This window comes from Streptomyces sp. NBC_01477 (genome assembly GCF_036227245.1).
Taxonomy (GTDB): domain Bacteria; phylum Actinomycetota; class Actinomycetes; order Streptomycetales; family Streptomycetaceae; genus Actinacidiphila.
Genome location: NZ_CP109445.1, coordinates 2,520,163 through 2,532,756, shown reverse-complemented (window position 1 = coordinate 2,532,756; position 12,594 = coordinate 2,520,163). Strand labels below are relative to the sequence as shown.

Genomic DNA, 12,594 nt, shown 5'->3' with positions numbered 1-12,594 from the left:
TGGCACGTTGCCAGCGTCACGAGTTATTTGAGCCGTGCCAGCAGCGCGTGCTCGACCAGCGTGATCAGCGCGCTCTTCGCCTCGCCGCGGTGGCGGGCGTCGGTGACGATGATCGGTGCCTCGGGGCCGATCTGGAGGGCCTCGCGGACCTCCTCGGGGCGGTACGGCTGGTGGCCGTCGAAGCCGTTGAGCGCGATCACGAACGGCAGGCCGCTGTTCTCGAAGTAGTCCACGGCCGGGAAGCAGTCCGCCAGGCGGCGGGTGTCGACCAGCACCACGGCACCGATCGCGCCGCGCACCAGGTCGTCCCACATGAACCAGAACCGGTCCTGCCCGGGCGTGCCGAACAGGTACAGGATCAGGTCGTCGTCCAGCGTGATCCGGCCGAAGTCCATGGCCACCGTCGTGGTGGTCTTGTCCTGGACGTGGCTCAGGTCGTCGATGCCGGCCGACGCCGAGGTCATCACCGCTTCGGTGCGCAGCGGGTTGATCTCGGAGACGGCACCGACGAACGTCGTCTTGCCCACACCGAATCCGCCCGCCACCACGATCTTCGCGGAGGTCGTCGAACGCGCCGGCGGCGTACCGTACGCCGGCTGCGGCTGCGCCCTAGAGCTTCCGAAGTCCACTGAGCACCCTCTCAAGCAGTGTCACATCAGGCTGGCCGCCGGCCTCGCCGCTGCCCGGCTGGTGGATGGCGACCATGCCGGCCTCGGCGAGGTCGGCCACGAGAATCCGGGCCACACCGAGCGGGATGGCCAGCAGTGCAGAGATCTCGGCGACCGACTTGATCTCCCGGGTCAGATGGCAGATCCGCTGGTGCTCGGGCAGCAGTCCCGCGTACTGCGAGGGGTCGGCTGTCGTGCTGACCAGTGCCTCTATCGCGAGTTGATAGCGCGGCCTGGTCCGGCCACCGGTCATGGCGTACGGCCGCACCAGCGGCTGATCACCTTCCACTCCGTACGGCGCGTGGTGGGACGCGCCGTACGGGCCTTGGCCCGGCGAGGCGGGTGGCGGGGTCATGAGGGTCCTCCGTGTCCGGGCAGTGCGTGTCGCGGTGCGGAAAAACGGGAACGAGGGGGCGGATGGAACAGGAGTGGACCGGGGTGGACTCAGTGCATGAGGCTGCCCTGCAGTTCGGCCCTGAGGTCGGGGGTGAGTACGGTGCCTGCGCGGTCGACGAGCAGGGCCATTTCGTAGCCGACGAGGCCGATGTCGCACTCGGGGTGGGCGAGTACGGCCAGGGATGAGCCGTCGGAGACGGACATGATGAAGAGGAAGCCGCGTTCCATTTCGACGACGGTCTGGTTGACGCTGCCGCCTTCGAAGATGCGGGAGGCTCCGGCGGTGAGGGAGGTCAGGCCGGAGGCGACGGCGGCGAGCTGGTCGGCGCGGTCGCGGGGGAATCCGTCGGACATCGCGAGCAGCAGGCCGTCGGCGGAGACCACCACGGTGTGGGACACCCCGGGGGTGTTGTCCACGAAGTTGGTGATCAACCAGTTCAGGTTCTGTGCCGCCTGGCTCATCGCACTCAACTAACGCTCCTGATGATTCGTACCGAAACCGCGGCCGTCGGTCGTGCCGCCGGCCTCCCGGCCCTGCTGGATACCCCGTCGGAGATTGGTCAGCCGCCCGCGGACGTCGTCGGGCGAACGGGAGACCTGCGGGCCGCCCTGCTGGGGCTGCTGCTGGGCCGCGCCGCCGGCGACGAGATTCGCCCGCGGCACCCGGCGCGGCAGCCCGGAGGGGGTGACCCCGCCGGCCGACGGCTCACGGACCGCCTCGGCCCGCTGGCGCAGCGCGTCATTGGGCGAGGTCCGCCAGTTCGGCGTCTCGCGCGGCAGCGGCTGCGCCGCGGAGGCCGGCGCCGCGGAGGCCGGCGCGGCAGCGGGCGCGGCCTGCGGCGACTGCTGCTGCGGTGCGCCACCACCGGTCCGCTGCGGGCCCGCCGGGGTCGGGCGTTCGGTACGCGGCCGCTGCGGCGGTGCGGTGCGGCCCACCGGGCGGGGCGTCGCCGGGGCCTGCTGGCCGCGGGCGCTCTGCTCGACGTGGATCTGCTGCATCCGCTCGGCCTGGCCGGTGCGGAACCAGTCGGACTCGATCGCCGAGAAGATCGGCGTCGGCTCGTCGCCCCTGGTCGGGGCGGGCGGCAGCGCCATCGGCTCGGCGGCCGGCTGGCGCTGCGGCTGCGGCTGCTCGGGCCGCTGCGGCTCCGGGCGCTGCTGCTGTCCCGGACGCTGCTGGAACGGCCCGATCAGCCCGGGACCACCGGGGCCGCTCGGCATGCCGGGCTGCGGGGTGATCGGGTGCTGCCCGGTGAGATCCGTACGCTCCTGGGCCGGCAGCTGCGGCCGGCCGGTGTCGTACGGCTGCTGCGGCGCTCCGCCGTCGCGGTAGCCCTGCGGCGGCCGGCCGCCGGGCGGTGCGTACTGCCCCGTGCCGCCGCCGAAGGTGTCGTCGGCGCGGACCGCGGGGAACTGCGCGGTGTCACCGGGACCGCCCTGCGGCGCGGGCGGCTGCTGCACGGGGAACTGCCCGGTGTTGCCGGGTCCGCCCTGTGCGGGGAACTGTCCGGTGCCGTCGTTGCGTCCCTGGCCGGGGCGGGCGAACTGGCCGGTGTTGTCAGGGCCGCCCTGGACCGGGAACTGTCCGGTGCCGTCGTTGCGTCCCTGGCCGGGGCGGGCGAACTGGCCGGTGTTGTCAGGGCCGCCCTGGACCGGGAACTGTCCGGTGCCGTCGTTCCGCCCGTGGCCGGGGCGGGCGAACTGGCCGGTGTTGTCAGGGCCGCCCTGGACCGGGAACTGCCCGGTGCCGTCGTTCCGCCCCTGGTCGGGCCGGGCGAACTGGCCGGTGTCACCGGGTCCGCCTTGTACGGGGAACTGTCCGGTGCCGTCGTTGCGTCCCTGGCCGGGGCGGGCGAACTGGCCGGTGCTTTCGGGGCCTGCCTGGACCGGGAACTGCCCGGTGCCGTAGGTCTCCTGCGGGGTGCGGGGGGCGCGGCCGGCGTCCTGGCCCGCGTCATTGCCGCGCGGCACCGGGAACTGCCCGGTCCCGCCCTGCGGGAAGTCGTCGCGGACCGCGGGCACCGCCGGGAACTGCGCGGTGTCGCCGGGACCGCCCTGGGGGGGACGCTGCTGGTCGCCGGGGCCGCCCTGCGGGCGCGGCTGGTCGGCGCGGTGGCCCTGCCGCGGTCCCGAACGGCCGCCGAAGACGTCGGAGCGGAAGCCGCTCGGCCCGGTGCCCTGCTGCTGCGGGGGCGGGAACTGCCCGGCGCCCTGCGGGGCCTGGCCGCCGAAGGGGTCGTCGTTGCCGTTGCCGGGACCGCCCTGGCGGAAGTCCGCCCGGGGGCCGCCGGCCGGCGCCTGGCCGGCCGCTCCGGTGTCGAAGGCGTCGAAGACGGGCGCCGCCTCGACGTCCTCGTGGCCGCGCGGGGTGTCCTGCAAGCCGCGGTCGTCGGCGGGGAAGCCCTGCGAGCCGTCCTGCGCCGCCCAGCGGGGCGCCCCCTGCTGCGGTGCGCCGCCGCCCGGCCGTCCTGCGCCCGGGCTCAGCGCCGGGCGCTGCGCGCCGCCGCCGACCTGGCCGCGCTGCGGCGGCTTGGCGACCGGCGAGGAACCCGGCGCGTTGCCGAACGCGCCGGCCATGCCGGTGCCGGCGCCTGCCGCGGCCGGGGGAGCGGTCCCGGGCCGCCCGCCGCTCATCATGTTGGCCTTGGCGTTCGCGCCGCCCTGCGTCACATCGACCGGCAGCATGACCAGCGCGGTCGTACCGCCCGAGTCGGACGGACGCAGCTGGATGCGGATGCCGTGCCGCAGCGACAGCCGGCCGACCACGAACAGGCCCATCCGGCGGGACACCGCGACGTCGACGGTCGGCGGGTTGGCCAGCCGCTCGTTGATGTCGGCCAGGTCCTCGGGCGACAGGCCGATACCGGTGTCGTGGATCTCGATCAGCACCCGGCCGTCGGGCAGCGCGTGACCGGTGACCCGCACCTTGGTCTGCGGCGAGGAGAACGACGTGGCGTTCTCCAGCAGCTCGGCGAGCAGGTGGACGAGGTCGTTGACGATACGGCCGGTGACCTCGGCCGACGGCACCGAGGTCAGCTCGATGCGCTCGTACTGCTCCACCTCGGAGGCCGCGGCGCGCAGCACGTCGACCAGCGGGACCGGGCGGGTCCACCGGCGGCCCGGCTCCTCACCGGCGAGGACCAGCAGGTTCTCACCGTTGCGGCGCATACGGGTGGCGAGGTGGTCCAGCTTGAACAGCGAGGAGAGCTGGTCCGGGTCGGCCTCGCGGGACTCCAGTTCGGAGATCAGCGACAGCTGGCGCTGGATGAGGCCCTGGCTGCGGCGGGAGAGGTTGGTGAACATCGCGTTGACGTTGCCCCGCAGCAGCGCCTGCTCGGCGGCCAGCCGGACCGCCTCGCTGTGGACCTCGTCGAAGGCGCGGGCCACCTGGCCGATCTCGTCGCGGCTGTTGATGCCGATCGACTCGACCGAGGTGTCGACGTCCTGCGGGTCGGAGTCCGACAGCTGCTTGACCAGCTCGGGCAGCCGCTTCTGGGCGACGTCCTGCGCGGTCTGCTGGAGCCGGCGCAGCGAGCGGATCATCGAGCGGGCGACCACGAAGGCGCCGACGACGGCGACACCGAGCACCAGCAGGATGATCGCGGCGGAGATCAGCGCGTCCTGCTTGGCGGTGCTCTGGAGTTCGAGCGACTTCTGCCGCATCTCGTTCAGCAGCGAGCGCTCGATGCGGTTCATCGCGTCGATCTTCGCCTTGGCGGCGTCGTCCCAGTCCAGGTACGAGGTGGTGATGCCGTCGATCGCGTCGGGAGTGGCGGCGATCCGCTCGCGCATCGTGTCGTGCGCGCTGATCGTGTCGTTGCCGCCCTCGATCGGCTTGAGCAGCTCGGCGCTCCTGGAGCCGTAGAGGGTCTGGAAGCGGGTGAGGTTGATGTCCTCGTTGGCCGCGCCCCACTTCACCGACTGGTAGTCGTTGGCGTCCAGGCCCTTGCCCTTGGCGAGCGCCGCGCTGATGACCGCGCGCTGGATCGACTCGTACTCCTTGGCGGACGAGAACGCCGCGAGCGCACGGGTGCTGGTCACCATCTCCGAGTTCTGGGTGGCCTGCGCCATGTCGACGGACAGGCCCAGCAGCGACTGGATGAGGCCGTCGTAGGAGGAGACGGTCTGGGCGATCGAGGACTGGCTGGTGAAGGCCTGGTCCCGCAGCGCGCTGAGCTGGGTCAGCTGGGTGTCGATCGCGATCAGGCTGGAACGCACACCGCTGAAGAGTTTGTCGTCCGAGGAGATGTTGTCGCTGGCGTCGCGGTAGAGCTTGTACTCGCGGTCCGTGGTCTGCCGGGAGGCGGCGACCGCGTCGGTGGGACTGCCGGCGCTGATCGGACCGGCCGAGCTGTCGCGCTCCTCGGCCAGGGAGTCGGCCAGGTCGGTCGCGTGCTCGGCGATGTCGGTCAGGGACTTCATGCGCTGCAACTGGTCGATGTTCTGCAGCGAGGTGTGGATCCGCAGTCCGCCGAGCGCGCCGGCGGTGACCACCGGCAGGGCCAGCAGTGACACCAGCCGGGTGCTGATGCGCCAGTTGCGCATCGCTATTCGGGGCCCCGGCTTGCTGTCGAGGCCGGTGATCCGGCCTGCTTCGATGCCGCTGGGCGTGGTCGTCCGTCCGGTGGCCGCAGTCGTCCCCGGCGTGGCGCTTCCGTCGCCCGCCGCCTGGGCAGGACCGTTGCCGGTCCCGCCGGGCTGCTGCTCCGGGTCGCCCGCCGCGCCGCTGTCCCTCTTGAAACGTCCCTGCACTAGCGTCGCAACCTCTGGACCAGGCGTCCCCCGCGGTGAAGCGGACAGGACGGTGTCGAGTCATGGGGGCCAGGACCGCCCCGGATTGCGAGGAGGCCGTTAAGCCCATCACCGCCGCTCGAGTGCTCGTTGCGCCCCCTGCGCGCCGGCTCGATGTGATGCGGCGGTCCGGGGAATTCCAGCACAGTGCTGGATCTCCCAACAAGGGCCGTAGCCGACCTGTTGGATTCCGTGACTGGCTGTCCCATGATCCGCACGTTCCGTCGATCCAGTATTCTCCGAAACCGGCGCATTTCGGATGTTGGGGTCAAGCTTGCACAGGTGGCGCGGGTCGCCCATGGTGGACGGGCGGTGGGTGTTTCCTGGTGTTCGGTGCCCGATGTCCGATTCACGCACCGTGAGCGAGCGTCCGTAATGACGGAAATGCCGCTCACATGGTGAGCAAAATCACAGCCCGTCAGATGTCTGGGCCGCGCGGTGAAGGGAAAAGGCGCGGCTAGCGTGGTGGTTCACAGCCTTCATGCTTTCACCCGCCGCGGTCCGCCCTGTGCGGTCCCCCGAGCCCACGAGGTCCGACGCCGATGACGACGACTGCCAACCCCCGGCGTACCACTCTTGCTCATCTCAAGGACGCGACGGGACTCGTGGCCGCGCCGGCCGAGCCGCCCGCCGAGAGCGAGGTGCGCGCGCTGCCGCAGCGCACCGCGAACCCCCGCCGTACCGTGCTCAACGAGCTGCCGAAGGCCGCCGTCACCCCCTGAGCACCACCTTACGGTGTCTGACCTGCGGTGACGCGACGGCGGGCGGAGCGGTGGCGGACTACTAAGCTGACTGCATGCGCATCGCCAGGTTCTCCATCGACGGGAATGTCGCCTTCGGCGCGGTCGAGGGCGACCCGACCGGCACGGGCGGCTCCGGCAGTTACGACGGTCTCGTCCTCGACATCATCAAAGGTGTCCCCTTCGCCGACTTCACCCTGTCGGGTACGAAGGTGCCGCTGGACAAGGTCCGCCTGCTGCCGCCGGTCCTGCCCAACAAGGTCGTCGCCATCGGCCGCAACTACGCCGCCCACGCGGCCGAACTGGGCAACGAGGTACCGACCGCCCCCTGGGCCTTCTTCAAGCCGTCCACCTCGGTGATCGGTCCCGGCGACAACATCGTCTACCCCTCGTTCTCACAAGAGGTCCACCACGAGGCGGAACTGGCGGTCGTCATCAGCCGGCTGTGCCGCGAGGTCCCGCGCGAACGGGTCAAGGACGTCATCCTCGGCTACACCTGCGCCAACGACGTCACCGCTCGCGACACCCAGCAGACCGAGAAGCAGTGGGCCAGGGCCAAGGGCTTCGACTCCTCCTGCCCGCTCGGCCCCTGGATCGAGACCGGCATCGACCTGGCGGCGGCCGGCGACCTGGCGGTCACCGCGACGGTCAACGGCGAACTGCGGCAGGCCGGCCGCACCCGACAGATGATCCACTCCATCGAGGACCTGATCGTCAACATCACCGAGGCGATGACCCTGCTGCCCGGCGACGTGATCCTCACCGGCACCCCGGCCGGGGTCGGCCCGCTGCACCCCGGCGACGAGGTCGCCGTCACCATCGAAGGCATCGGCACTCTCACCAACAAGGTGATCTCGCGTGGCTAGCGCACCCTCCACGGACGTACGCGTCCGCTTCTGCCCCTCGCCGACCGGCAACCCCCACGTGGGCCTGGTCCGCACCGCACTGTTCAACTGGGCCTTCGCCCGCCACCACCAGGGCACCCTGGTGCTGCGGATCGAGGACACCGACGCCGCCCGCGACTCCGAGGAGTCCTACCGGCAGCTGCTGGACTCGCTGCGCTGGCTCGGCCTCGACTGGGACGAGGGCCCCGAGGCCGGCGGCCCGCACGCGCCCTACCGGCAGTCCCTGCGGATGGACATCTACGCCGATGTGGCCCGCCGCCTCAAGGAGGCCGGGCACGCCTACGACTGCTACTGCACCACCGAGGAGCTGGACGCCCGCCGCGACGCCGCCCGCGCCGCGGGACGCCCCTCCGGCTACGACGGCCACTGCCGCGACCTGACCGCCGAGCAGACCGCGGCCTACCTGGCCGAGGGCCGCAGCGCGATCGTACGGTTCCGGATGCCGGACAAGGCGATCACCTTCACCGACCTGGTGCGCGGCGAACTGACCTTCACCCCGGAGAACGTGCCGGACTACGGCATCGTCCGGGCCAGCGGCGCCCCGCTCTACACCCTGGTCAACCCGGTGGACGACGCGCTGATGGGCATCACGCACGTACTGCGCGGCGAGGACCTGCTGTCCTCCACCCCGCGGCAGATCGCGCTGTACGAGGCGCTGATCGGCCTCGGCGTCGCCAAGCAGATCCCCGACTTCGGACATCTGCCGTACGTCATGGGCGAGGGCAACAAGAAGCTGTCCAAGCGCGATCCCGAGTCCTCGCTCAACCTCTACCGCGAGCGCGGCTTCCTGCCCGAGGGGCTGCTGAACTACCTGTCGCTGCTCGGCTGGTCCTACTCCGCCGACCGGGACGTCTTCTCGCCGGCCGAGATGGTCGCCAAGTTCGACATCGGCGACGTCAACGCCAACCCGGCGCGCTTCGACCTCAAGAAGGCCGAGGCGATCAACGCCGACCACATCAGGCGGCTGCCCCCCGAGGCCTTCGCCGCGGCCTGCACCCCGTGGCTGGGCGCCCCGCACGCGCCCTGGGCGCCCGAGGACTTCGACGAGGCGGCCTGGCAGGCCATCGCCCCGTACGCGCAGACCCGGCTCACCGTGTTGTCCGACATCACCGCCAACGTGGACTTCCTCTTCCTGCCCGAGCCGGTCAGCGACGAGGCGTCCTGGGCGAAGGCGATGAAGGAGGGCTCGGACGCGCTGCTGGCCACCGCCAGGGAGAAGCTGGCAGGCGCGGACTGGTCGAGCCCTGAGGCCCTCAAGGAGGCGGTCCTGGCCGCGGGCGAGGCGCACGGCCTCAAGCTCGGCAAGGCCCAGGCCCCGGTCCGGGTCGCGGTCACCGGCCGTACGGTCGGCCTGCCGCTCTTCGAATCGCTCCAGGTGCTCGGCCGCGACCGCGCCCTAGCCCGGATCGACGCGGCCCTGGCCCGGCTGGCGGGCTGACGCCGGTATTCCCGCTCAGGACCCGGCAGCCGCACAGCGGCTGCCGGGTCCTGAGCGCGTAAGGGGCTGTGCGCCGATACCCGTTTTGGAGCCGTGTCCCTGATCGGGTAATGTTCTTCCTGCGCCGCCCGGGAGGGCCGAAAGGTCCGGCCAGGAAGCGCATACCGAACAAGACCCGCAGGGGTTGCGTTTTGGTGGGGTATGGTGTAATTGGCAACACGGCTGATTCTGGTTCAGTTGTTCTAGGTTCGAGTCCTGGTACCCCAGCGCATGTGTGTATGACAGGCCCCCGTTGTGTAGCGGCCTAGCACGCCGCCCTCTCAAGGCGGTAGCGCCGGTTCGAATCCGGTCGGGGGTACAGATCCTTTCATTCCGTTCCCTTCGGGTCGCACCCGGACGCGACGACGCGAGGATCGCCAAAGCTCGCCCCCGTTGTGTAGTGGCCTAGCACGCCGCCCTCTCAAGGCGGTAGCGCCGGTTCGAATCCGGTCGGGGGTACTCAGGCACCAGGACATGTGAAGCCCGTCGCGGACGCGACGGGCTTCCGGTGTTTTCCGGGGTCTGCGGCGGAAAAGGACGCCGTCCCGGCCCGCGGGGACGGCGCGGGCCGGGACGGCGGGCTTCTCGGGCGGTCTTGGCCGCTGCCGGTCAGCCGGAGCGGCGCAGGGCCTCCGAGAGCCGGCCGGCGGCGTCCACCACGGCCTGCGCGTGCATACGTCCCGGGTGCCGGGTCAGCCGCTCGATGGGGCCTGACACGGACACGGCGGCCACCACGCGGTTCGACGGGCCGCGTACGGGCGCGGACACCGACGCCACGCCCGGCTCGCGCTCGCCGATCGACTGCGACCAGCCCCTGCGGCGTACCCCGGACAGCGCGGTGGCGGTGAAACGGGCGCCCTGCAGACCGCGGTGCAGCCGCTCGGGCTCCTCCCAGGCCATCAGCACCTGCGCGGCGGAGCCCGCCTTCATCGGCAGCGTGGAGCCCACAGGGACGGTGTCCCGCAGCCCTGACAGCCGCTCCGCGGCGGCCACGCAGATCCGCATGTCGCCCTGCCGCCGGTACAGCTGGGCGCTCTCGCCGGTCACATCGCGCAGATGCGTGAGCACCGGGCCGGCGGTGGCGAGCAGCCGGTCCTCGCCCGCGGCGGCGGCCAGCTCGGACAGCCGCGGCCCGAGGATGAAGCGCCCCTGCATGTCGCGGGCCACCATGCGATGGTGTTCGAGCGCGACCGCCAGCCGGTGCGCGGTGGGGCGGGCCAGGCCCGTGGCGCCGACAAGCCCGGCCAGGGTGGCCGGTCCTGACTCCAGTGCGCTGAGCACCAGAGCAGCCTTGTCGAGAACGCCGACGCCGCTAGAGTTGTCCATGCAACGATACTCGCGTCTCACACTGTGAAACGCAAGTTCAATTTTCCCGCGAAGGCGTCACGCTTGGGAAGCACAGCGCAGCACACACACCGAGTTGGCCCGGGGGCGAAGACGACCGGGGCCGGAGGGACAGCGATGGGTAGGACACTCGCGGAAAAAGTCTGGGACGACCATGTCGTCCGCCGCGCCGAAGGCGAACCCGATCTGCTCTTCATCGATCTTCACCTGCTCCACGAGGTGACCAGCCCCCAGGCGTTCGACGGGCTGCGGATGAACGGCCGGCCGGTCCGCCGTACCGACCTCACCATCGCCACCGAGGACCACAACACCCCCACCCTCGACATCGACAAGCCCATCGCCGACCCGGTCTCGCGGACCCAGTTGGAGACGCTGCGCAAGAACTGCGCCGAGTTCGGGGTGCGGCTGCACCCGCTCGGCGACGTCGAGCAGGGCGTCGTGCACGTGGTGGGGCCGCAGCTGGGCCTGACCCAGCCGGGCACCACCGTGGTCTGCGGCGACAGCCACACCTCCACCCACGGTGCCTTCGGCGCGCTGGCGTTCGGCATCGGCACCTCGCAGGTCGAGCATGTGCTGGCCACCCAGACGCTGCCGCTCGCGCCGTTCAGGACCATGGCCGTCACCGTCGACGGCGAACTCCCCGACGGCGTCACCGCCAAGGACCTGATCCTGGCCGTGATCACCCAGATCGGCACCGGCGGCGGCCAGGGCTACGTCATCGAATACCGCGGCTCGGCCATCGAGAAGCTGTCGATGGAGTCCCGGATGACCGTCTGCAACATGTCGATCGAGGCGGGCGCGCGGGCCGGCATGATCGCCCCCGACCAGATCACCTTCGACTACCTGGAAGGGCGCGACCACGCCCCGAAGGGCGAGGACTGGGACGCGGCGGTCGCGTACTGGAAGACGCTGCGCACCGACGACGACGCGGTCTTCGACCACGAGGTGCGGATCGACGCGAGCACGCTGGCGCCCTTCGTCACCTGGGGCACCAACCCCGGCCAGGGCGCGCCGCTGAGCGCGTCGGTGCCCGACCCGGCGTCCTTCGCCGACCCCGGCGACCGCCTGTCGGCGGAGAAGGCGCTGGAGTACATGGGCCTGACCGCGGGGCAGCCGCTGCGCGAGGTCGCCGTGGACACCGTCTTCGTCGGCTCCTGCACCAACGGCCGGATCGAGGACCTGCGGGCCGCCGCGTCCGTCGTCGAGGGCCGCAAGGTCGCCGACGGTGTCCGGATGCTGGTCGTACCGGGTTCGGTACGGGTCGCGCTGCAGGCCGTCCACGAGGGTCTGGACAAGGTGTTCACCGCGGCCGGCGCCGAATGGCGGCACGCGGGTTGCTCGATGTGCCTGGGTATGAACCCCGACCAACTGGCGCCCGGCGAGCGTTCCGCGTCGACCTCCAACCGCAACTTCGAAGGACGGCAGGGCAAGGGCGGCCGTACGCACCTGGTCTCGCCGCAGGTGGCCGCCGCCACCGCGGTGCTCGGCCACCTCGCCTCGCCCGCCGACCTGTCCGACGCCCCTGTCCTGACGGAGGTCTGAGCCCGATGGAAGCCTTCACCACCCACACCGGCCGGGCCGTACCGCTGCGCCGCGGCAATGTGGACACCGACCAGATCATCCCGGCGCACTGGCTGAAGAAGGTCACCCGCAACGGTTTCGAGGACGGGCTGTTCGAGGCGTGGCGCAAGGACGAGAACTTCGTCCTCAACGCTCCCGAGTACAAGGGCGCCACCGTTCTGGTCGCAGGACCCGACTTCGGTACCGGATCGTCCCGCGAACATGCGGTGTGGGCGCTGCAGAACTACGGTTTCAAAACCGTGCTCTCGTCCCGCTTCGCGGACATCTTCCGCGGCAACTCGCTCAAGAACGGCCTGCTCACGGTGGTGCTGCCGCAGGAGACCGTGGAGCGGCTGTGGCAGCTGGCCGAGGCCGACCCGACAGCCGAGATCACCGTGGACCTGGTGGCCCGCGAGGTCCGCGCCGAGGGCGTGACCGCGTCGTTCGAGCTGGACGACAACGCCCGCTGGCGGCTGCTGGAAGGGCTCGACGACATCAGCCTGACGCTGGCCAACGAGCCGGACATCGCCGCGTTCGAGAGCCGCAGGCCGTCCTTCAAGCCCAGCACCGTCCAGACCTGACCCCGCCCGACACCTTCCAGAAGCGCCTCCCGCGAACTCGCGGGGGGCGCTTTTCCGCGTGTCCGCGGGGCCGCCGGCGGTGTTGTCCGCGGGGCGGTCCGTGCTGTCGGCGGCTTTGCCCACGGGGTCGCC

10 protein-coding genes and 3 tRNA genes are annotated in these 12,594 nt (G+C 71.4%); 8 read left to right on the top strand and 5 right to left on the bottom strand.

The annotated features are described in order from the left end of the window. Window positions 1-23 precede the first annotated feature (23 nt). The 4 genes from OHA86_RS10100 to OHA86_RS10085 form a co-directional block, all read right to left on the bottom strand. Window positions 24-629 carry a GTP-binding protein gene (locus tag OHA86_RS10100; protein ID WP_329174289.1) on the bottom strand — a complete coding sequence of 202 codons (606 nt, stop codon included), beginning with the start codon at window positions 627-629 and terminating at the stop codon, window positions 24-26. After that, the gene (locus OHA86_RS10095) at window positions 610-1,023 is read right to left on the bottom strand and encodes a DUF742 domain-containing protein (RefSeq protein ID WP_033177620.1); all 414 of its coding nucleotides are present in this window, start codon (window positions 1,021-1,023) and stop codon (window positions 610-612) included. The genes OHA86_RS10100 and OHA86_RS10095 overlap by 20 nt, the downstream gene beginning before the upstream one ends. Before the next feature lie 89 nt (window positions 1,024-1,112). Continuing rightward, window positions 1,113-1,526 carry a roadblock/LC7 domain-containing protein gene (locus tag OHA86_RS10090; protein WP_205043647.1) on the bottom strand — a complete coding sequence of 138 codons (414 nt, stop codon included), beginning with the start codon at window positions 1,524-1,526 and terminating at the stop codon, window positions 1,113-1,115. Window positions 1,527-1,535: 9 nt separating this feature from the next. Further along, entirely contained in the window at window positions 1,536-5,816 is a 4,281-nt protein-coding gene (locus OHA86_RS10085; protein ID WP_329174287.1) for a sensor histidine kinase, read from the bottom strand. Window positions 5,817-6,397: 581 nt separating this feature from the next. On the opposite strand from OHA86_RS10085, the gene OHA86_RS10080 reads away from it, so the two are divergent. The 6 genes from OHA86_RS10080 (at window position 6,398) to OHA86_RS10055 (ending at window position 9,436) form a co-directional block, all read left to right on the top strand. After that, window positions 6,398-6,577 carry a hypothetical protein gene (locus OHA86_RS10080; RefSeq protein WP_329174285.1) on the top strand — a complete coding sequence of 60 codons (180 nt, stop codon included), beginning with the start codon at window positions 6,398-6,400 and terminating at the stop codon, window positions 6,575-6,577. 74 nt (window positions 6,578-6,651) lie between these two features. Continuing rightward, complete coding sequence (locus tag OHA86_RS10075) at window positions 6,652-7,461, top strand: fumarylacetoacetate hydrolase family protein (RefSeq protein ID WP_329174283.1); 810 nt, start codon at window positions 6,652-6,654, stop codon at window positions 7,459-7,461. After that, on the top strand, window positions 7,454-8,938 hold the full coding sequence (gene gltX, locus OHA86_RS10070) for a glutamate--tRNA ligase (protein ID WP_329174282.1): 1,485 nt from the start codon (window positions 7,454-7,456) through the stop codon (window positions 8,936-8,938). The genes OHA86_RS10075 and gltX overlap by 8 nt, the downstream gene beginning before the upstream one ends. Before the next feature lie 195 nt (window positions 8,939-9,133). Beyond that, window positions 9,134-9,205: transfer RNA gene (locus OHA86_RS10065), tRNA-Gln, on the top strand. Between the two features lie 18 nt (window positions 9,206-9,223). Next, window positions 9,224-9,296 (top strand) — tRNA-Glu (locus tag OHA86_RS10060). A 67-nt stretch (window positions 9,297-9,363) separates the two neighbouring features. Then, window positions 9,364-9,436: transfer RNA gene (locus OHA86_RS10055), tRNA-Glu, on the top strand. A 150-nt stretch (window positions 9,437-9,586) separates the two neighbouring features. Here OHA86_RS10055 and ndgR read toward each other — a convergent pair. After that, window positions 9,587-10,303, bottom strand: coding sequence for an IclR family transcriptional regulator NdgR (gene ndgR, locus OHA86_RS10050; RefSeq protein WP_327288530.1), 717 nt, complete (start codon window positions 10,301-10,303; stop codon window positions 9,587-9,589). A gap of 135 nt (window positions 10,304-10,438) precedes the next feature. Here ndgR and leuC point away from each other — a divergent pair, with 135 nt between their 5' ends. Together leuC and leuD are read left to right on the top strand one after the other, a co-directional pair. Then, the gene (gene leuC / locus OHA86_RS10045; protein WP_329174280.1) at window positions 10,439-11,863 is read left to right on the top strand and encodes a 3-isopropylmalate dehydratase large subunit; all 1,425 of its coding nucleotides are present in this window, start codon (window positions 10,439-10,441) and stop codon (window positions 11,861-11,863) included. Between the two features lie 5 nt (window positions 11,864-11,868). Then, complete coding sequence (leuD, locus tag OHA86_RS10040) at window positions 11,869-12,462, top strand: 3-isopropylmalate dehydratase small subunit (RefSeq protein WP_329174278.1); 594 nt, start codon at window positions 11,869-11,871, stop codon at window positions 12,460-12,462. Window positions 12,463-12,594 lie beyond the last annotated feature (132 nt).

Excerpts from the sequence above, each read along its gene's own strand:
- leuD (WP_329174278.1), top strand. The coding sequence starts at position 11,869 with ATGGAAGCCTTCACCACCCACACCGGCCGGGCCGTACCGCTGCGCCGC.
- ndgR (WP_327288530.1), bottom strand. The coding sequence starts at position 10,303 with ATGGACAACTCTAGCGGCGTCGGCGTTCTCGACAAGGCTGCTCTGGTG.
- leuC (WP_329174280.1), top strand. The coding sequence starts at position 10,439 with ATGGGTAGGACACTCGCGGAAAAAGTCTGGGACGACCATGTCGTCCGC.
- OHA86_RS10090 (WP_205043647.1), bottom strand. The coding sequence starts at position 1,526 with ATGAGCCAGGCGGCACAGAACCTGAACTGGTTGATCACCAACTTCGTG.
- OHA86_RS10075 (WP_329174283.1), top strand. The coding sequence starts at position 6,652 with ATGCGCATCGCCAGGTTCTCCATCGACGGGAATGTCGCCTTCGGCGCG.
- OHA86_RS10080 (WP_329174285.1), top strand. The coding sequence starts at position 6,398 with ATGACGACGACTGCCAACCCCCGGCGTACCACTCTTGCTCATCTCAAG.
- OHA86_RS10095 (WP_033177620.1), bottom strand. The coding sequence starts at position 1,023 with ATGACCCCGCCACCCGCCTCGCCGGGCCAAGGCCCGTACGGCGCGTCC.